Source organism: Acinetobacter sp. YH01009 (assembly GCF_013420765.1).
Lineage (GTDB): Bacteria > Pseudomonadota > Gammaproteobacteria > Pseudomonadales > Moraxellaceae > Acinetobacter > Acinetobacter amyesii.
This window is the reverse complement of record NZ_VOYE01000002.1, coordinates 411,466-429,340: the sequence shown is the minus strand read 5'-3', so window position 1 is coordinate 429,340 and position 17,875 is coordinate 411,466. Positions and strand designations below refer to the sequence as shown.

The following is a 17,875-nucleotide window of genomic DNA, read 5'->3' as shown; positions in this document are numbered from 1 at the left end:
GAAATTAAACGTCAGCCTATGACGGCTAAATTAACCTATTGTCAAAGCTGTAAACTTTATCTAGGGTAATTAATAGAAAAATTGCATTCATCCAGTTTGAGCTGTTAGGGATGGATCATCATTTGGCAGTTTAGGCAATCTATCCTAAGCGAGTTAAAACAAAAAGGAAAATCACATGATTGTTGGAAAAATTTTCATCGCCCTGATTGCATTCTTGCATATTTATTTTTTAATTTTGGAAATGTTTCTCTGGGATAAACCTTTAGGCATGAAAGCTTTTGGCAATAGTGCAGAAAAAGCAAAACTGACTAAGGTGCTGGCACAAAATCAGGGACTCTATAATGGCTTTTTAGCAGCAGGGCTTATTTGGTCACTGTTTGCACCTGAAAGCTATGCTGTTGCACTGGCGAATTTCTTTTTGGGCTGTGTGTTGGTTGCAGGGATCTATGGCGGCATCACTGCGAGTAAAAAAATTATCTATATTCAGGCGCTGCCAGCCTTAATTGCTTTAATAGTGGTGAATTTTGTCTAAGCAAATCATGTTTTGAAGCGTAGACTACGTGGCGTGATGAATTAATTTGTGGAAACGGTTAGGCATGCTTTCCTTATTTCTCAAAAGCTTAATGGGTGCATTTGTTGTGGTATTAATTGCCTTACTATCTAAAAGTAAGGCATTTTATATCGCCGGTTTGGTCCCGTTATTTCCGACTTTTGCGTTGATTGCCCATGTCATTGTGGCAAATGATCAGGGTGCATCCGCATTACAAAAAACAGCGTTGTTTGGGCTCTGGTCTCTTATCCCGTATTTCATTTATTTATTGTTGGTGTATCTGCTCGCAACACGTATGAGCTTAACGGCATGTTTGAGTGTAGCAACTTTGAGTTGGGTGCTTGCAGCAGCTGTTTTGATTTATGCATGGCAGAGTTTTCAGTAAGCATCGAAAGCCTATATAGGTGCTGATTCAGATCAACTTTTTATGTGTGCAGATAATTTATAAAACAATAGATTTGCCTAAAATTAGGATGAATTTCCAATCATTAAATGTGTGGTTTGGAATGTAAGTATTTGAATAAATAATTATAATTCTGCCAGAACAGCAAATAATCATGATAAGAGCAAATAATGTTAAAACAATTTTGGGTGATCATCTGCCTCATGTTTTCAAGCCAAATCCTGTGGGCTGAAGACAGTCAAATCCTCGCGTTTGAACAGTTTATTGACCCGGCAGCAGAGCAGCGTTATAGCGTGAGCGTGCCTGCGGTCGGGCAAAATGAACAGCTATGGTCTGTGGTCTATATGGTACTGCAAACCAACCAAGTCCCTGACAATACTGTTCTGGACTTTAAAGTCGTTCCGCAAGGTTTATTGTTGAAAAATAATCCTGCACAAAAAATACAAGAGTATGCTTTTGATGGTGTACAGTTGGCACAGAGAAAAGACTATGTACTGTCCCAATTCTCAGATTTGAGTGAACAACTGGAAGATCAAACGGGCAAGAAAGTGCAGGATGCATCAATCTTTGATATTAGTCGTGCCCATGTATATGCCCGCGTAGAAGATTGGGTGCCTGACTATAATGCACAAGCCACCCAACTGAATATTGAACTGGGTAAACTGAATGAAATGCAGGTGAAAGGGCTGTATTTCATTTTAGGCAAAGGTGAAAAGCCCAAAGATTTATTGGCCATTGCTCAACTTGATCCGATGATCAAATCACAATTTCATTCAGAAGAAATGCAGGAACGCAAAGCAGCGCGCAGTGAATTGCGTGAAGCACGTTTTGCGATTTTTTTGGTGATTATCGCGATGGGGATTTTTCTCGGATGGTATCGTTTTAAACGCTAATGCCTGAAATGATCGTGCAGGATCATTTTAAAAAACGAATCCAACCGTATTAAAAAAGGATCTAAAAGCAATTTTAGATCCTTAAATTTTTATACAGCTTAAATCACAGGTTTATTCAATGGGCCAAGTCCGCTGTTGATACGCGCTGTCCCAGAACATCCATTCTAATTTTGCGCCGTTCGTGTAAGCCGCATGCATTTTTTCACGTGTATCTGCATCACAGCGGGCTGCCACTCGATCAATAGTTTGAATCACGTTTTGTACAGCGCTGTTGAAGTCTTCACCTGAGTAGGTATCGATCCATGCTTGGTAAGGGTTATTTGGCACAGATTGGCTGACAATGGCTTTGCCGACTTCAGCATAGATCCAAAAGCAAGGCAGGAGTGAGGCAAGGACCACAGGGTAACTTTCTGACCATGCTGTCGCTGTTAGAAACGAAGTGTAATGATGGCAGGCAAGGGTTAATGGGGTATTTTCAAACTGTTCTTTGCTGATGTTGAAACCTTGCATAAAGTCATTGTGCAGACTGCGTTCCACCACGATGGCAATTTTTGCGGCTTCAGAAAACTGAATCACATCGTCGGCATCAAACGCCTTGGCTGCACACACCGCAAGCGCACGACCATAGGCCAATAAATAATGGGCATCCTGAATGACATAGTGGCAAAAGGCGTCGCGGCTTAAACTGCCCTGAGCCAATTCCTGATTAAACGGTAGATGGAGAATCTGCTGATATAACGCGGTATTACGTTGCCAAACTTCTTCAGAAAAACGCATTGAACATTCCTGTCGTTAAAAATGAAAGACGGGTCTACACCATGATGCGATGTAATTGAGAGCCTCCATCTTAGAGTGTTTATTCAAAATGTAACGAATAATTTTTGGTTTCAATCCTGAAAAGCGGCATAATTGCGCCATAAACTTAGCTTCAAACTGGGTATTCCCTCATTTTGAAATCTTATTGAATGAATAGGTCGATCTCTCATGATGAAACATTTTGGTTTCTCAATCGTCTTTACGATCGTGTGTCTTGCCATTTCTGCATATTGGGGTCTGAATCATGGCCCAAATGCAGGTGTGCAAGCCATGCTGACAGCACTGACCATTACTGCCATTTTAGCGGTGATGGAAGTATCATTGTCATTTGATAACGCTGTAGTGAATGCATCGGTACTCCGTGGTTGGGATCATTTTTGGAAAATGATTTTCTTAACCGTCGGGATCGTGATTGCTGTATTCGGTATGCGTTTGATTTTCCCAATCGTCATTGTTGCTGTAACGGCTGACATGGGGGCAATGGAAGTGGTGCAATTGGCATTGAATAATCCAATTGAATACTCTGCAAAATTGATGGCACATCATGCAGAAATTGCGGCCTTTGGTGGTGCTTTCTTATTGTTGGTGTTCCTGAACTTCTTCTTAGATGAAGGGAAAGATACCCATTGGTTCCGTTGGCTAGAGCGCCGTTTGGCCAATCTTGCAAACGTTCCTGCGATGTCCGTGTTTATTGCCCTAATTGCGTTATTGGTAATGGCAGCAAACGTGGCCGAAGTCTCTCGTCTAGCGGTAGTGATGGCGGGTATCTGGGGGATCGTGGTGTATATCGGTGTCCAAGTACTGAGTCATTTATTGGGTGGTGAACCTGAAGTTGATGAAAACGGTAATGCGGTTGGACATGACGCAAATGGCGTACCGACGGGCGTGATCAAAGCCGGTTTTGGTGGTTTCCTTTACCTTGAAGTACTCGATGCCTCATTCAGTTTTGATGGTGTGATTGGTGCATTTGCGATTACCTCTGATGTGGTAATCATTATGCTCGGTCTTGCTATTGGTGCTATGTTCGTGCGTTCGATGACCATATACTTGGTGGATAAAGGCACCTTAGATGCTTATATCTTCCTTGAACATGGTGCGCATTATGCGATTGGTGCTTTGGCCTTCATTATGTTGGCGAGTGGCACAGGTCTGCATGTCCCTGAAGTGGTAACAGGTCTAATTGGTGTGGCATTTATTGTTTGGGCTGTGATTGCCTCAATTCAATATAAAAAGCGTCAAGAAAGTCTAGGCTAATTTAAATTTGCCTAAAATCTCCCAAAAAGCGCAGCGTCAGCTGCGCTTTTTATTTGTCCAATCATCAGGATATTTAAAATCAATAAAAATCCTGCTTCGCTTTAAGCTGAATGTCCTATAATCCCATTCCAAGATTAATGAATTTTTAACCAGCTATGATGAATGCTCTTGAACGACGCTCAACTTTTGCTTTGAGTAGTATTTTCGCCTTACGTATGCTGGGGCTGTTCATGATTATTCCTGTTTTCTCTGTGGCAGGTCAGCAATATGCAGGGGCAACACCAGCACTTATTGGTTTAGCGGTGGGTGTTTATGGTTTAACTCAAGCGATTTTACAGATCCCGTTTAGTCTAATTGCAGACCGTTATAGTCGTAAACCGTTGGTGGTAATTGGGCTGCTGTTGTTTGCTTTAGGTGGTGCAATTGCTGCAATGTCCGATAGTATCTATAGCGTAATTATCGGGCGTGCGATTGCTGGTGGTGGTGCTGTATCTGCGGTGGTGATGGCTTTGTTAGCCGATGTTACACGTGAAGAACAGCGTACCAAAGCCATGGCCATGATGGGGATGAGTATCGGTTTGTCCTTTGTGGTCGCGTTCAGCCTTGGGCCTTGGCTCACAGGTTTAGTCGGCATCTCGGGTTTATTTTGGGTGACCACCATCATGGGACTTGCCGCGATTGCGATGTTGCTATTGGTACCGAAAGTAACGCGTCATCATAAAAATTTTCAACAAGGTTATCTGACGCAGTTAAAGCAAGTACTGAAAATGCCTGATCTAAATCGTTTACATGTTTCAGTCTTTTCATTGCATTTACTGCTCACAGCGATGTTTATCTATGTGCCGTCTCAGTTGATTGACTTTGCTAATATTCCATTACATTCACATGGTCTGGTGTATTTGCCGCTTTTGGTCGTGAGCCTGTTTTTTGCATTTCCAAGTATTATTTTGGCGGAAAAATATCGCAAAATGCGCGGCATTTTCTTGACCGCCATTGGTGGCATTATTTTAGGATTGGGCATCTTAATTTTTGGTTTCGAATCAAAATATATTTTGCTGACAGGCTTAGGTTTATTCTTTATCGCATTTAATGTGATGGAGGCATTATTACCGTCATGGTTGTCGAAAGCAGCTCCAATTCAATCCAAAGCGACTGCCATGGGGGTGAACGCCAGCAGTCAGTTTCTGGGGGCATTTTTTGGTGGTATGATTGGTGGGCAACTTCTGTTGCTAAATGATACGGCAATGGGATGGGGCATCCTGACAGGGCTAGCCATTTTATGGTTGATCATTAGTTTTGGGTTGGCTCAGCCGCGTTATTTATCGTCTATGGTTTTCAGTTTGCCTGAAGATAAAGAAACGGATGAATGGACTTCTCAGCTTTTAGCAATTCGTGGTATTGAAGAAGTTGTGGTGATGTCTGACCAGCAAGTGGCTTATGTAAAAGTGGATAAGCAGCAGATGGATGAATCTGCGCGACAACATTTAACGCACTTGTTAGGGAAAGAGGTAGCCATTTAAGCATAACTCTTATAAAGTAAATAATAGAAACAAATAGGAAGAATACGTCTGATGCGTGGTGTAAATAAGGTCATTTTAGTTGGTACTTTGGGTCGTGACCCTGAAACAAAAACTTTCCCAAATGGTGGTTCTCTCACTCAGTTTTCAATTGCAACGAGTGATTCATGGACAGATAAAAATACAGGTGAACGTAAAGAGCAAACAGAATGGCACCGTATTGTGTTACATAACCGCTTAGGTGAAATTGCACAGCAATATTTGCGCAAAGGTTCTAAAGTTTATATTGAAGGTTCATTACGTACTCGTCAGTGGACAGATCAAGGCGGTCAAGAGCGTTACACGACTGAAATTCGTGGTGAACAAATGCAAATGCTTGACAATAATCGCCAACAAGGCGAACAAGGTCAAGGCGGTGATTTTGGTCAGCCTCGTTTTAATAATCAACAAGGTGGTTATAACAATAACCAAAACCAAGGTGGCTACGGTAATAGCTCAAACCAAGGCGGTTATGGCAATAACCAACCGGCTCAAGGCAATAGCTATGGCAATAACAACCCAGGTGGTTTTGCGCCAAAACAACAGCCTGCACCGACACCGGCTCCTGCAGCAGCAGATTTAGATGATGACTTACCGTTCTAATGAACCTTAAACACAGCGTTTAAAACGGTAGATCATCATCAAAAAAAGCCCTCAATCTTGAGGGTTTTTTTTCGCAGGTCTCATCTTGAAAGATCAGTTTCATTTTGCAATTGAGTCGATGACTTATTTTTTTGCAGAAACCCACATGGTAATCACGGCTTTAAAAACTGCTTCATTACGTGTGTTGTTCACCACGACATTCACCAAGTAATCACTCCCTGCATTCCACGTAAAATTAGCATCGACAGGCGTGGCAATGGCCGTTAAATCTGTATCGGCTTTTTTCAAATATTCCACAGTCATGCCTTTGGGAATCCAACGATGGCTGCTCGGAACGGTTACATCCGTCATGGTACCGCCAGCCAATTCGGCCATATTACACATGGCAATCGCGTGGACAGTGCCAATATGATTCAACACACTGCGCTGTTTTTTAATATGCAGTTCACAGTATTGGGGCTTTAATTCATCAAAAACAGGCGAAATACTGCTGAAATACGGTGCTTTCAAACACAGCAATTTAGAAAAAGTCCATTTCCCTGCGGGTTTGTTTTGGAAGGTCTTCCATAATTTTAATGCTTGGCTCATGCTTAATTATCCGTCATTATTCAGAATATAATTCTAATGCAGAATAATATTCTGTTAATGGCGTAAATGACGTCACAGCTATTAAAAAAAGCCAACATTGTTTTAAAATGACCCGAGCAAAGGGAAGGTATCGATGTCGTCAAATCAAGCATTATTGCAACGAATTTACAGTGGTCGCCGAGCGGAACTTAAACGGCAGATCTTAGGAGAAGCCCTTGCATGTTTTTTAGAGCAAGGGATTGAAACGACGACGATTGAACATGTGCGAGACCGCGCAGAGACCAGTGTTGGCGCGATTTACCATCATTTTAAAAATAAAGATGGTTTAGTGGCGGCATTGTATTTTGCGGCGTTGCAAGATCAATTTGCGAAAAGGGCAGATGCCTTGACGCAGGCCCAATCGCTGCAGGAAGGCATTCAAGCCATTTTGTGCTCGTATATCGACTGGGTCGAAGCGTATCCAGATTTTGCAGGATTCTTGTATGCGGCAGGGTTTAGTATGCGTAAGGAAACGCTACAAGCCGAGTTAAAACAACATAATCTACAACGCAATACCGCACTGCTGGATTGGTTGACCGCACAACCCGATTGGCATTTGATTGAGCATTTACCCAAAGAATTAATGATGTCATTGGTCTTGGGGGCAACGGAAAATTATTGTCGGGCATGGTTGTCGCATAAAGTCAAAACGCCACCATCACTCTATAAACAACAGTTTACACAGTCTGCTTGGCAGACCCTCTGTATGGATATAAAGCCTTTCTCTCATTGAACTTGATTGGTTTGCTCGATGGAAAGGCAAAGATTGATTTAAATAATAAATCTAAAAATCCGATAGTTTTTATAAAAAAGTTCGGTTTTACCTATGGTTTGATATTTCGTATTCTAGCTTCAACAGATAAGCAATCCCTGAAATGAGTTAGAGGAATATCAAATGAGTTTAATTAATACTGAAGTAAAACCATTTAACGCTACCGCTTACCAAGACGGTCAATTTATTGAAGTTTCAGAAAAAGACTTCTACGGTAAATGGTCTGTGGTGTTCTTCTATCCTGCTGACTTTACTTTTGTATGTCCAACAGAATTAGGCGATCTTGCTGATCACTATGCTGAATTCAAAAAAATGGGCGTAGAAATTTATTCAGTATCTACTGATACACACTTCACGCATAAAGCTTGGCACGATTCTTCTGAAGAAATTAAGAAAATCGAATACCCAATGGTTGGCGATCCAACTTGGACACTTGCGAAAAACTTTGATGTTTTAATTGAAGCGGATGGTCTTGCTGACCGTGGTACTTTCGTAATTGACCCTGAAGGTAAAATCCAAATCGTTGAAATCAACGCAGGTGGTATCGGCCGTAATGCTTCTGAATTGATGCGTAAAGTAAAAGCTGCTCAATATGTACATGCACACCCAGGTGAAGTATGTCCTGCAAAATGGAAAGAAGGTGAAGCGACGCTTGCACCATCGATCGACCTAGTGGGTAAAATCTAATTTAGTGATCCAACCGTAGATTTAAAAAAGCCAGAACTCAGTTCTGGCTTTTTTGTGGTCTAGAACATTAAACTAAATAGCCATCAAGCTCCGGAGCATAGTCACGAATTCCAGCGACTAAATAGTCAATTAATCTTTCCATGACTAGGCGCTGACCTTTTCGCGAAGCATATACCAATTGTACCGTACCGACATTTGAGCACCATTCGGGGAAGAGGTGAATTAAACGACCTGCCTCAATATCTGCTTGTACCGTTAAATACGGTAAGTCTGCGATGCCTAAACCATCGAGTACCGCATAATAAGCACCGGCTAAGTCATTGCTTTTAATCCGAGGTTGTAAGGCAATTTCAATCTGCTCTTGCTGTCCCGTATGATGCAAATGCCATTGATAGCGGTTTTTCTGTGTACCCAAAACGATACTCGGAAATTCTGTCAATTCGAAAATATGCTTTAACTCGCGTCCTTGTAAAAGTTCAGGACTAATCACTAAGCAATGCACGGTTTTAATCACGTCACGTACAATAATGCTCGAGTCTTCATTTTTACTAAAATTGGTACGAATCGCTAAATCAATGTCGTCATGCAAGACATCTACACGGCGGCTAGACAGCTCAAGTTCGACCTGAACTTTGGGATGATCTTTTAAAAATTGATTTAACAAGGGGCGAATTTGATGTTCCATCATGACCGGTGGACAACTAATTTTAACCAAGCCTTCAAGTTCACTTTTTTGCTTCAGGAGCACCTGATGCGCACATTCAACTTGTTCGATCACTTTTATGCATTCTTCATACAATTCTTGGCCTAATGTCGTGACCTTAAAGTGTCGGGTAGAACGCTGAATAAGGGTGACATTATATTTGGCTTCAAGATCTAAAATGCGTCGGCTTAATTTTGATTTTGTAATATTCGATGCTTCACTTGCAGCGCTAAAACCGCCATGTTTCACCACCAAGTAAAAGTAGTAATAATCATCAAATGAATGCATGGATCACCTTATGCAGTGAAAATTATTTCAATTCAAATCATCATACGTCAATTTATACATCAGGTATAAAAAAAGCGGCTCGAAGCCGCTTTTTACTACTGAAGGATTATTTCTTTTCAGTATTTTGCGTATAGCTGTTGATTAGGTTGCGGTAGTCCGGTATATGGTTGCCGAAAAGCGCACCTAAACCTTCAATATCATTACGCCAGTCGCGGTGTAATTCACACGCGGTACCAAACCACGTCATAAGCTGCGCACCCGCTTGCGTCATACGTTGCCAAGCTGAGTCACGGGTTAAATGGTTGAATGTACCTGAAGCATCGGTCACCACAAAGACGTCAAAGTCTTCTTCTAAAGCAGACAAGGTTGGAAATGCAACACAAACCTCAGTCACTACACCGGCAATAATCAATTGCTTTTTGCCTGTTGCTTTGACGGCTTTCACAAAGTCTTCATTGTCCCAAGCATTAATTTGACCTGGGCGTGCAATATAAGGTGCGTCAGGGAACATCTCTTTGAGTTCTGGAACCAATGGACCGTTTGGACCTTGTTCAAAACTGGTGGTGAGAATCGTTGGAAGATTAAAATATTTTGCGGCTGCAGCCAGTGCGAGCACATTATTTTTAAATTTATCTGGATCAATGTCGCGAACCAATGAAAGTAGACCTGTTTGATGGTCAACTAAAAGTACCGCGGCATTATCTTTGTCTAAACGAACGTAAGGTTTGCCCCATTTTATTGTCCTCTTTCCTGTTTGCAAGTACGCAGGATCAGATGAAATCTGCGTGTTAACTAGATTTAGAATAGTTGTAAAAATGAGACAATGAAATGGGTTTAAATGAGAAGCTCAATCATAAAATTGGGATAATTCATCGTTGTATATGTCTTAAACCTTAGAATTTCGAAATTAATGCTTGGTTTTGAGTGAGGTGCAGATTTTATGTCTGAGTATTGTTCTAATTTTGAGATATAGAATGCTATCTGGAAGATGGTCAGTAAGTATTTCAAAGCTTAAAATAAGCGCTATGTTCATCCTATCGTATGAATATAGGAGCTAAGAAATGAAAAAAGTAATTGGTGTTTATCGTAATCAGCAAATGCACTGGGTGGGCGATGGTTTTCCAGTCAAAAGCTTATTTTCCTATGATCGTCTAGGTCAGGCGATTAGCCCATTTTTGCTTTTGGATTATGCGGCACCTTATCAGTTCGATCCCACCACTGCACGGCATGGTGTAGGTTCACATCCACATCGTGGTTTTGAAACGGTGACTATCGCCTACAGCGGTGAAGTGACTCATAAGGACTCAAGTGGTGGTGGCGGCACAATTCAAACAGGCGATGTGCAATGGATGACCGCAGGGTCGGGTCTGGTGCATGAAGAATTTCATTCGCCTGAATTTGCTCAAGCAGGTGGTCTTTTTGAAATGGTTCAATTGTGGGTGAATTTACCGGCAAAAGACAAAATGACCCAGCCTCGTTATCAAGCGATCACACGCCAAGATATTCCTCGCATAGACATGGATGAAGGTGCAGGGCATATTCGGGTGATTGCTGGTGAAATGGGTGGTCACCTTGGGCCTGCACAAACCTTTAGTCCAGTGAATGTCTGGGATGGTGAGTTAAAAGCTCAATATGAAATCACCTTACATGTACCTGAAGGACATAACACCATTTTGGTGGTCTTGAAGGGTGAGGTTGTGGTGAATGAAAGCCATAAAGTTCAAGACAGTTCAATGGTCATGTTTGCCAAAGATGATATCGCCATTCAGCTACAAGCGTTGCAGGACACACAATTTCTGTTACTTAGCGGTGAGCCACTAAATGAGCCGATTCAAGGTTATGGCCCATTTGTGATGAATAGCAAAGCTGAAATTATTCAAGCCTTTGATGATTTCAATAACGGAAAATTTGGTGAAATTGCGCTAGCGCATGAGGCTTAAGTGAAATTCATGCCGTTGAAATAGCCGAAAAAAAAGCCTCTGAACAGTCAGAGGCTTTTTTATTGAGCGCTGTAGTATTTATAGTTGTCATGATTTAAATATCATTTTACTTTTTATAAATTGTGATGAATTTATCACTTTCTTATGTGGCGCATCTTAGCGAGACTTGGCTTTAAAGTAAACCGAAAGTTATAAAAATGGTTAATTTAATTGTTTGGTTTTATAGGGTAATTAAAATTTTAAAGAAAAATATGTTTAAAAAACAAAGCTTAAATTGTGTGCTTTTTGACTGTAAATATTTGTAAATTTAACTTAAAAACGGCTGTACTGAAATCCATACAAAAAGTGCGAATCTGGTATTTTTTAATAGCTATTTTTAACTTCTGATCAGTCATACTTTTAAACTGTGTTTTATAGATGGAAAAGAAAATTGGAAATTGCAGTCATCGGTAGTGGCATGGCTGGGCTGGCTACCGCAAGAATTCTTAAAGACGCAGGGCATAACATTACAATTTTCGAAGCTCTGCCTGGTCGTGGTATGGATAGCCACAGCACTGAGTTTGAAGGCGGCTTGATCGATGCCCCTTTGCGTGTGATGAATCCACACCTCTGGAAAAATACCTTAAGTTTGGCGACCCATTTAGGGATTAAAACCTTCCCCGTCCGTACCTATATGGCATGCAGTTGGCTATTTGAAGATCGTACAGAAACGTGGTTGACCACCAGTCGTAGCCGTATTGGTAATTTCCCAATTATTAATAACCGTAAAGGCTTACAACAATATGGCTGGCGTTTAGTCAAAGGAATGTTGCAACTCAAAGCCGCGATCACTCGATTTTTTAAATCAAAAAATCAGGACATCACGCTTGCCGAGTTCATTAATAAAAATGAAATTGAAGAAGTATTTTGGCATGGTGCGGTCATGCCAGTGTTGTATACCATTTGCACCTGTAACCCGAAAACGATTGGCGAATGGCCTGCTAAACCGCTGTTGATTTTCTTGCGTCAATTGACCAATGGCGATGCCTTGCTGCGTATCCAAGGTGGTACACCTGCGTTGGTTGATAAACTGATTGAAGGTTTAAATATTCAAAGTGGTACGGCAATTACCAAAGTGCTCGAGCAAGACGATAAAGTCTTGGTGGAAACTGAGGCCGGTGCACATCATCTATTCGATCGCGTGGTTGTTGCGACACCAACCACCAAAACGGAAGAATTTTTAGATTCTACTCAGTTTGCTGACGATATTGAGCTCTTAAAGAAATTTAAATTTGAGCAAGGTCAGTTGGTGATCCACACTGATCAAACGGTGATGCCGCCGAAGCGCAAAGATTGGTCTGTACTAAGTTATATGATGGATCGTAAATTTACTCGTCAGCAATTTACCGTGTGGCTTAACTCAATCGAGCCGAGCTTGGTGGGTAAAACCCCAGTGTTCCAAACCTGGCAGCCAGTGACACCGATCGATCCTAAAAAAGTGATCTCTTCGGTTAGTTTGACACGCGCAGTGGTGGATTCACATACCGTGGCGCTGAATAAAGAGTTACAGCAACGACATTTATCCCCTGAGCGTAAAGTCTTCTTCTGTGGCTCATGGTCTTGTGACGGTCTGCCGATTTTAGAGTCTGCGGTAACGTCTGCTATGCATATTGCAGAAATTTTTGGTGCACCATTGCCGTTTGTGGGTTTAAAACCTAAAGTGGAGGTAGCCCCTCAACTCGGTTACTAACATGAAATGGCTTCAAGCAATTCGTCAGCACATCCCTAGCCATAAATATGCGATTAACAGTCGACTACTCGGAGATGATGCGGAACTTGCTTGGAGCAATTTGGGCTATTGGGATGATGCAAAATCATCCTATCCTGCGGCCTGTCAAAAACTCGCTTTCCATCTTGCCGAATCCATTCAATTAAAATCTACAGATCGTGTTTTAGACCTCGGTTGTGGGCAGGGTGCGAGCTTGGTTTTTTGGATGGAACATTTTCAAATTCAAAACTTATCCGCAGTCGAATTGCAAACCGCATGTGTGGAAAAAATCCAAAAAAATTTAAATTCAAAGATTAAAATCCAGCAAGATTCATTTTTGAATTTAAAAAATATTTATCCACAAAACGCTATGGATGCCGTACTGTGTATTGATGCTGCGTATCATAGTGATTTGAATTTATTGCTTTTATCAGTCGTTGATGTTTTGAATTCAAAAGGGCGCTTTGCTTTTCACTATTTAATGTTGTCCGATGCGTTTTTGAATTTAAATTCATTACAGCGACTGAAATATCAAAGTCTGTTGAAAGCAGCAGATGTGAATTTGAAAAATTTAAATTCAAAGCAAAATTTACAATACCAAGTACAACAGGCAGGTTTCGAGTATATCCAGATTGAAGATATCAGCGAATTCGTATTTCAGGGTTTTGCCGATTATATTCAAGAACAAAAAAGTCAGATGAGCCTGAGTCATGTGGATCAATTCAAAATCAAGATGACGGCAAAATTGTGCGAGAAGTTGTATCGAGATGGGCTGATTCGTTATGTGCAGATTAGCGCGAGGAAGCCATAAAAGAGTGGCTCTAAAAACATCAAAGCCTCACTAAAAAGCGAGGCTAAGAAATGGTGCCGGCACACGGATTCGAACTGTGGACCTACTGATTACAAGTCAGTTGCTCTACCAACTGAGCTATGCCGGCGTTGTGGAATGCATTCTACAGATTTTTTGAAGTGGTGCAAGTTAAAAAAACAGCAAATCGAATGTAATTTATACGTTTGATTTATTCAGCATTCAACCGATGTTTGGCTCTAAAAACCAGAGAAATAAAAATAGGTAATGTTTCGCCCACAAGATGTGGGCGAAAAAATAGGATGGGTGAGCGTTGAGTGCTATTTCATTCTTAAAATTTGGTCTAGATCCTGTGCGCATTCTTCAAGTGTATATGCCATCTCCAGTTGCATTTGGGGGCGGAGTTCATTGGCGAGCTTTCGCCATTCGTCAATCAGACGCTGTGCTTTTTGAATTTTATGTTTATTGATGTCTTTGGCAAGGGTTGGGGTATAGCCACCACGTTTGGCGTTCTTGATCTGCTTAACATAATTCTGGCTGTTATTCATGTTCTCTCCCGAATAGCAGTGATATATGAAATGTGTTTTTTAAGTTTTTCGTTGATCAAGTTAAAAGTACCGCAATCGCGTTTCAGTTCTATGATGTTTAAATTAATGAATAATTTTTTGAATAGTACCTATATTGAGAGGATGATTTATTTTTAGCATAGGCTTAAGTAATTGTCTTTAGAATATAAAATTTGTATTTGTAAATATACGTGTACTTATTGCTGCCAATAAAAAATCCATAAGTCGTGCATTAGGAAAAAAACGTGTGATTGAAATCCGTCAATCAGGACTTAAATACTGTGAAGTTATTGAGCTAAACAAATAGAAGATCAATTAGGGGGATATTTAATATTGAGAACAATAAAATTAAAAAAGGCCTAAATTTTATCAATTTAGACCTTCATTCTGCTTGGCATTGCAGTTTATTCTGGCGGTGAAAGAGGGATTCGAACCCTCGAAACGCTATAAACGTTTACACACTTTCCAGGCGTGCTCCTTCAGCCACTCGGACACTTCACCTTTTGCGCGGTGGATAATAGCGAAAAAAATATATTCTGCCAAGAGAAACAATTGAATTAGACAAAAACATCTTGAGCGGTGCTATGATTCGCAAAAATCCTGTCTAAATTGAAGACAATTATATGCAAAGTACTGCACAAAAAGCCGCATTGCCTGCCATCACCTTGGCAGCTTTGGGCGTAGTATTCGGAGACATTGGGACGAGCCCGTTATATGCGCTGCGCCAATGTTTCCTCACAGCACACTTGGCGATTAGCGAAGCGTCTGTGCTGGGTATTCTGTCCCTGATTTTCTGGTGCATCATGCTGACGATTAGTTTTAAATACGTCAGCATCATCATGCGCGCAGATAACAATGGCGAGGGCGGTATTATGTCGCTGTTGGCCTTGAATCTGCGAACTACACGAATTGCCGAAAACAAAAAAATCTACCTGATCGCCCTTGGTTTTATTGGGGCATCTTTGTTCTTTGGTGATGGGATCATTACCCCCGCAATCTCCGTGTTATCAGCGATTGAAGGTTTAAGTATTGCGACGCCGATGTTTAACCAATGGCTGCAACCCTTATCGATTGGTATTTTGGCGGGGCTATTTTTAGTGCAACGCCATGGCACAGGCACGATGGGTAAATTCTTTGGTCCCTTGACGCTCATGTGGTTTTTATCCATTGGTGGTTTTGGACTATGGAGTATTTCGCAAACACCATTTGTGTTGACCATGATCAGTCCGCATTGGGCTTTCAATTTTGTGGTACAGCAACCCTATGTTGCGTTTTTGACCATGGGTGCGGTCATCTTGACGATGACGGGTGGTGAGGCAATCTATGCCGATATGGGGCATTTTGGCCGACTCCCAATCCGCTTGGCATGGTTTATTGTGGTGATGCCGTGCTTGCTGTTGAACTATGCGGGCCAAGGAGCCTTGCTACTGCGGAATCCAGAAGCTCTAGCCAATCCATTCTATATGTTGATTCCTGAATGGGCACTGTATCCAATGATTGCTTTGGCGACAGCGGCAGCGGTGATTGCCTCTCAAGCAGTGATCACAGGGGTGTTCTCTATGGTCAATCAGGCGATTCAATTGCGCTATTTGCCTCGTTTGACAGTGAAACATACCTCCGAAGTTGAACGTGGTCAGATTTATTTGCCATTTATTAACTGGGCACTGTTTATCTCAGTGCTGATCTTGATCTTGCTGTTTGAAAACAGTGCGAATTTGGCCAGTGCGTATGGCGTAGCTGTGACCATGACGATGCTTTGCGGTACGATTTTGATCTCAGTTTTGGCTTATGGTTTATGGCGTTGGCCCGTTTGGAAAGTGGCAATATTTGCAGTACCATTTTTATTGATTGATTTGATCTTTGTTGCATCGACATCATTAAAAATTGCAGCGGGCGGTTGGGTTCCAATCCTGATTGGTGCGGTATTGTTTACGATTTTAATGACGTGGAAAGATGGTCGGGCATTGGTGCTCAATCGACTCGGTAAAGATGCCTTGCCTATTGACCTGTTTATTCGCAGTGTCAGCATGGGTAGTGAAACCAAGTTTGTGCCAGGCGATGCCGTATTCTTAACCGGAACGCCTGAGATCGTGCCACATGCCATGTTGCATAATATTAAGCACAACAAAGTCTTGCATGAACGCAATATTATGGTCACGGTCAATACCCGAGATGTGCCGTTTGTACCTGAAAATGAGCGGGTGATCACGGAGAAACTAGATGATCGATTCTTTCGAATCACGATGTTTTATGGGTTTAAAGACCAGCCGAATATTCCTGCCGCTTTGGAGCATGCGTATCGTGAATTGGGCTTTGAATTTGATTTAATGCAAATCAGTTTCTTTATTTCCCGAGACCGCATTATTCATACCTTGGGTGAAGGCATGGCGCCATGGCGAGAAAAGCTGTTTATCTCTATGCAGCGAAATACCAGTCCAGTCAGCGACTTTTATCAAATTCCAACCAACCGTGTGGTTGAGTTGGGAAGTCAGATTGAAATTTAAGACCTAGATTGAACTTTTAGGCATAGATTTAAAAGTTAGACACGAAAAAGCCAGATCACTTCTGGCTTTTTTTATCTGTGATAATTGAACTTATTTAGTCCAAAGACATAGAGATCATTCTGTTGCTTTTTCCTGGGAGGAGTATGCGAGCAAAGCAACAGAATGAAGATGTTGCGCTATTTCATCCTTGAAAATACGCTGATTAGTTGATTGTCGCGTCTACATCTGCAGAGGCTTCAGGCGCAGCTTGGATGGCTTCGTCAGCAACAGGTGCTTCTGGGTTGGCTTGAATTGATGCATCTGCAGGATTTGCACTTTGAGTTTCAGTTGCTGCCATAAAAGCATCCTGCTGTGCTTGAGGTGCTGCAGGCAATGCAGCCGATGCGCTATCGGCATTGACTGGCGCTTCTGCAGAAGAGGCAATGACGGGTGCAGCATTGGCATCCGTTGCTACGGCTTCAGGTGCTTGCTGTGCTGTTTCCACAGGTGCTTCAGTTACCGTGGCTTCGGGTGGATTGGCCACTGCCGTTTGTTCAGTTGGCACAGACTGCTCTGTAGGTACAGCTGCTACACTTTGCTGTTCATTTGCGAGTGCATTTTCCGCTTCAGTCGCCGCTTGTTCAGCATTTGCAGGGACTGCAGGGGCATTCGGATCGATTTGGTTTGCCTGAGCCTGTTCAGGGTTTAAGGGCTGTTCTGTTGCAGCGGCATTGACTTGTCCGGCAGGTGCTTCAAGCAATTGAACTTGACCACTTGATACCAAGTCCTGAATAGAACCGGGTTGACCATTCACAGTGGTCACAATTTTGACTTTAGACAAGCTTTCTAAAGTGTCACCGGGTTGAATCGGCGGCTCTGCAAATGCTGCTGCGCTCATTAAACCTGAAATTAAACCTAAACCTAAAATTTTAGAATGCATAGTCACTCCGTATATTTTTATCGCAATTTTTCGTATTTTTACCTTGTCATAATTCTTGAGGCGAATTCAATGAAACATACGCAACTGCTTCATGACCTCCTATAAAGAACTGCACAACTGCGACATAAAGTTACATCAACTGCTGCTTTGTTAAACAATATTTGTGTGATTGTTAAGCAAATTAAAAAAGAAAAGTGTACTAAAATATGCACCCTTGCTAAGCTGCGGAAAAATAGTCC

Annotated in this window: 18 protein-coding genes and 2 tRNA genes; 12 read left to right on the top strand and 8 right to left on the bottom strand. The window is 41.7% G+C overall.

What is annotated here, in order from left to right:
• Positions 1-178 precede the first annotated feature (178 nt).
• The 3 genes from FTT76_RS04855 to FTT76_RS04845 all read left to right on the top strand — a co-directional run bounded on the left by FTT76_RS04855 (position 179) and on the right by FTT76_RS04845 (position 1,846).
• Positions 179-532, top strand: a complete 354-nt coding sequence (locus tag FTT76_RS04855; RefSeq protein ID WP_180063075.1) for a DUF1304 domain-containing protein — start codon at positions 179-181, stop codon at positions 530-532.
• 64 nt (positions 533-596) lie between these two features.
• Entirely contained in the window at positions 597-935 is a 339-nt protein-coding gene (locus FTT76_RS04850) for a GlpM family protein (protein ID WP_180008824.1), read from the top strand.
• Positions 936-1,123: 188 nt separating this feature from the next.
• Positions 1,124-1,846: a hypothetical protein gene (locus FTT76_RS04845; protein WP_180190107.1), complete on the top strand. Its 723-nt coding sequence runs from the start codon at positions 1,124-1,126 to the stop codon at positions 1,844-1,846.
• A gap of 111 nt (positions 1,847-1,957) precedes the next feature.
• Here the strand turns inward: FTT76_RS04845 and tenA are convergent, their stop codons facing one another.
• Positions 1,958-2,623, bottom strand: coding sequence for a thiaminase II (tenA, locus tag FTT76_RS04840; RefSeq protein ID WP_180190106.1), 666 nt, complete (start codon positions 2,621-2,623; stop codon positions 1,958-1,960).
• A 207-nt stretch (positions 2,624-2,830) separates the two neighbouring features.
• Here tenA and FTT76_RS04835 point away from each other — a divergent pair, with 207 nt between their 5' ends.
• The 3 genes from FTT76_RS04835 to ssb all read left to right on the top strand — a co-directional run bounded on the left by FTT76_RS04835 (position 2,831) and on the right by ssb (position 6,075).
• Positions 2,831-3,916, top strand: coding sequence for a DUF475 domain-containing protein (locus tag FTT76_RS04835; protein ID WP_180010617.1), 1,086 nt, complete (start codon positions 2,831-2,833; stop codon positions 3,914-3,916).
• A 155-nt stretch (positions 3,917-4,071) separates the two neighbouring features.
• Entirely contained in the window at positions 4,072-5,436 is a 1,365-nt protein-coding gene (locus FTT76_RS04830; protein WP_180190105.1) for an MFS transporter, read from the top strand.
• Positions 5,437-5,487: 51 nt separating this feature from the next.
• A complete protein-coding gene (ssb, locus tag FTT76_RS04825) occupies positions 5,488-6,075 on the top strand; it encodes a single-stranded DNA-binding protein (protein WP_078193176.1) in 588 nt (195 codons plus the stop codon).
• A 123-nt stretch (positions 6,076-6,198) separates the two neighbouring features.
• On the opposite strand, the gene FTT76_RS04820 is transcribed toward ssb, so the two are convergent.
• Positions 6,199-6,663, bottom strand: coding sequence for a hotdog fold domain-containing protein (locus FTT76_RS04820; RefSeq protein ID WP_180054205.1), 465 nt, complete (start codon positions 6,661-6,663; stop codon positions 6,199-6,201).
• A gap of 133 nt (positions 6,664-6,796) precedes the next feature.
• On the opposite strand from FTT76_RS04820, the gene FTT76_RS04815 reads away from it, so the two are divergent.
• Positions 6,797-7,435, top strand: coding sequence for a TetR/AcrR family transcriptional regulator (locus FTT76_RS04815; protein WP_180190104.1), 639 nt, complete (start codon positions 6,797-6,799; stop codon positions 7,433-7,435).
• 162 nt (positions 7,436-7,597) lie between these two features.
• Positions 7,598-8,161: an alkyl hydroperoxide reductase subunit C gene (gene ahpC, locus FTT76_RS04810; protein ID WP_180025913.1), complete on the top strand. Its 564-nt coding sequence runs from the start codon at positions 7,598-7,600 to the stop codon at positions 8,159-8,161.
• Between the two features lie 67 nt (positions 8,162-8,228).
• Here the strand turns inward: ahpC and FTT76_RS04805 are convergent, their stop codons facing one another.
• Both FTT76_RS04805 and ycaC read right to left on the bottom strand, forming a co-directional pair.
• Positions 8,229-9,152 carry a LysR substrate-binding domain-containing protein gene (locus tag FTT76_RS04805; protein WP_180025914.1) on the bottom strand — a complete coding sequence of 308 codons (924 nt, stop codon included), beginning with the start codon at positions 9,150-9,152 and terminating at the stop codon, positions 8,229-8,231.
• Between the two features lie 106 nt (positions 9,153-9,258).
• Positions 9,259-9,891: an isochorismate family cysteine hydrolase YcaC gene (gene ycaC, locus FTT76_RS04800; protein WP_180025950.1), complete on the bottom strand. Its 633-nt coding sequence runs from the start codon at positions 9,889-9,891 to the stop codon at positions 9,259-9,261.
• 322 nt (positions 9,892-10,213) lie between these two features.
• Here ycaC and FTT76_RS04795 point away from each other — a divergent pair, with 322 nt between their 5' ends.
• From FTT76_RS04795 to FTT76_RS04785, 3 genes are all read left to right on the top strand, one after another.
• Positions 10,214-11,092, top strand: a complete 879-nt coding sequence (locus FTT76_RS04795; RefSeq protein WP_180190103.1) for a pirin family protein — start codon at positions 10,214-10,216, stop codon at positions 11,090-11,092.
• Between the two features lie 430 nt (positions 11,093-11,522).
• Complete coding sequence (locus tag FTT76_RS04790) at positions 11,523-12,821, top strand: FAD-dependent oxidoreductase (protein WP_180002759.1); 1,299 nt, start codon at positions 11,523-11,525, stop codon at positions 12,819-12,821.
• A gap of 1 nt (position 12,822) precedes the next feature.
• Positions 12,823-13,650, top strand: coding sequence for a cyclopropane-fatty-acyl-phospholipid synthase family protein (locus tag FTT76_RS04785; protein ID WP_180190102.1), 828 nt, complete (start codon positions 12,823-12,825; stop codon positions 13,648-13,650).
• Between the two features lie 51 nt (positions 13,651-13,701).
• Here FTT76_RS04785 and FTT76_RS04780 read toward each other — a convergent pair.
• From FTT76_RS04780 to FTT76_RS04770, 3 genes are all read right to left on the bottom strand, one after another.
• Positions 13,702-13,777, bottom strand: a tRNA-Thr gene (locus FTT76_RS04780).
• 190 nt (positions 13,778-13,967) lie between these two features.
• A complete protein-coding gene (locus FTT76_RS04775) occupies positions 13,968-14,195 on the bottom strand; it encodes a hypothetical protein (protein WP_078190515.1) in 228 nt (75 codons plus the stop codon).
• 428 nt (positions 14,196-14,623) lie between these two features.
• Positions 14,624-14,714: transfer RNA gene (locus tag FTT76_RS04770), tRNA-Ser, on the bottom strand.
• Positions 14,715-14,836: 122 nt separating this feature from the next.
• Between FTT76_RS04770 and FTT76_RS04765 the strand changes: the two genes are divergently transcribed.
• Positions 14,837-16,717, top strand: a complete 1,881-nt coding sequence (locus FTT76_RS04765; RefSeq protein ID WP_180108833.1) for a potassium transporter Kup — start codon at positions 14,837-14,839, stop codon at positions 16,715-16,717.
• 202 nt (positions 16,718-16,919) lie between these two features.
• On the opposite strand, the gene FTT76_RS04760 is transcribed toward FTT76_RS04765, so the two are convergent.
• Positions 16,920-17,636, bottom strand: a complete 717-nt coding sequence (locus tag FTT76_RS04760) for a hypothetical protein (RefSeq protein WP_180190101.1) — start codon at positions 17,634-17,636, stop codon at positions 16,920-16,922.
• Positions 17,637-17,875: the final 239 nt, after the last annotated feature.

Excerpts from the sequence above, each read along its gene's own strand:
- FTT76_RS04850 (WP_180008824.1), top strand. The coding sequence starts at position 597 with ATGCTTTCCTTATTTCTCAAAAGCTTAATGGGTGCATTTGTTGTGGTA.
- FTT76_RS04845 (WP_180190107.1), top strand. The coding sequence starts at position 1,124 with ATGTTAAAACAATTTTGGGTGATCATCTGCCTCATGTTTTCAAGCCAA.
- tenA (WP_180190106.1), bottom strand. The coding sequence starts at position 2,623 with ATGCGTTTTTCTGAAGAAGTTTGGCAACGTAATACCGCGTTATATCAG.
- FTT76_RS04835 (WP_180010617.1), top strand. The coding sequence starts at position 2,831 with ATGATGAAACATTTTGGTTTCTCAATCGTCTTTACGATCGTGTGTCTT.
- FTT76_RS04830 (WP_180190105.1), top strand. The coding sequence starts at position 4,072 with ATGATGAATGCTCTTGAACGACGCTCAACTTTTGCTTTGAGTAGTATT.
- ssb (WP_078193176.1), top strand. The coding sequence starts at position 5,488 with ATGCGTGGTGTAAATAAGGTCATTTTAGTTGGTACTTTGGGTCGTGAC.
- FTT76_RS04820 (WP_180054205.1), bottom strand. The coding sequence starts at position 6,663 with ATGAGCCAAGCATTAAAATTATGGAAGACCTTCCAAAACAAACCCGCA.
- FTT76_RS04815 (WP_180190104.1), top strand. The coding sequence starts at position 6,797 with ATGTCGTCAAATCAAGCATTATTGCAACGAATTTACAGTGGTCGCCGA.
- ahpC (WP_180025913.1), top strand. The coding sequence starts at position 7,598 with ATGAGTTTAATTAATACTGAAGTAAAACCATTTAACGCTACCGCTTAC.
- FTT76_RS04805 (WP_180025914.1), bottom strand. The coding sequence starts at position 9,152 with ATGCATTCATTTGATGATTATTACTACTTTTACTTGGTGGTGAAACAT.
- FTT76_RS04795 (WP_180190103.1), top strand. The coding sequence starts at position 10,214 with ATGAAAAAAGTAATTGGTGTTTATCGTAATCAGCAAATGCACTGGGTG.
- FTT76_RS04785 (WP_180190102.1), top strand. The coding sequence starts at position 12,823 with ATGAAATGGCTTCAAGCAATTCGTCAGCACATCCCTAGCCATAAATAT.
- FTT76_RS04775 (WP_078190515.1), bottom strand. The coding sequence starts at position 14,195 with ATGAATAACAGCCAGAATTATGTTAAGCAGATCAAGAACGCCAAACGT.
- FTT76_RS04765 (WP_180108833.1), top strand. The coding sequence starts at position 14,837 with ATGCAAAGTACTGCACAAAAAGCCGCATTGCCTGCCATCACCTTGGCA.
- FTT76_RS04760 (WP_180190101.1), bottom strand. The coding sequence starts at position 17,636 with ATGCATTCTAAAATTTTAGGTTTAGGTTTAATTTCAGGTTTAATGAGC.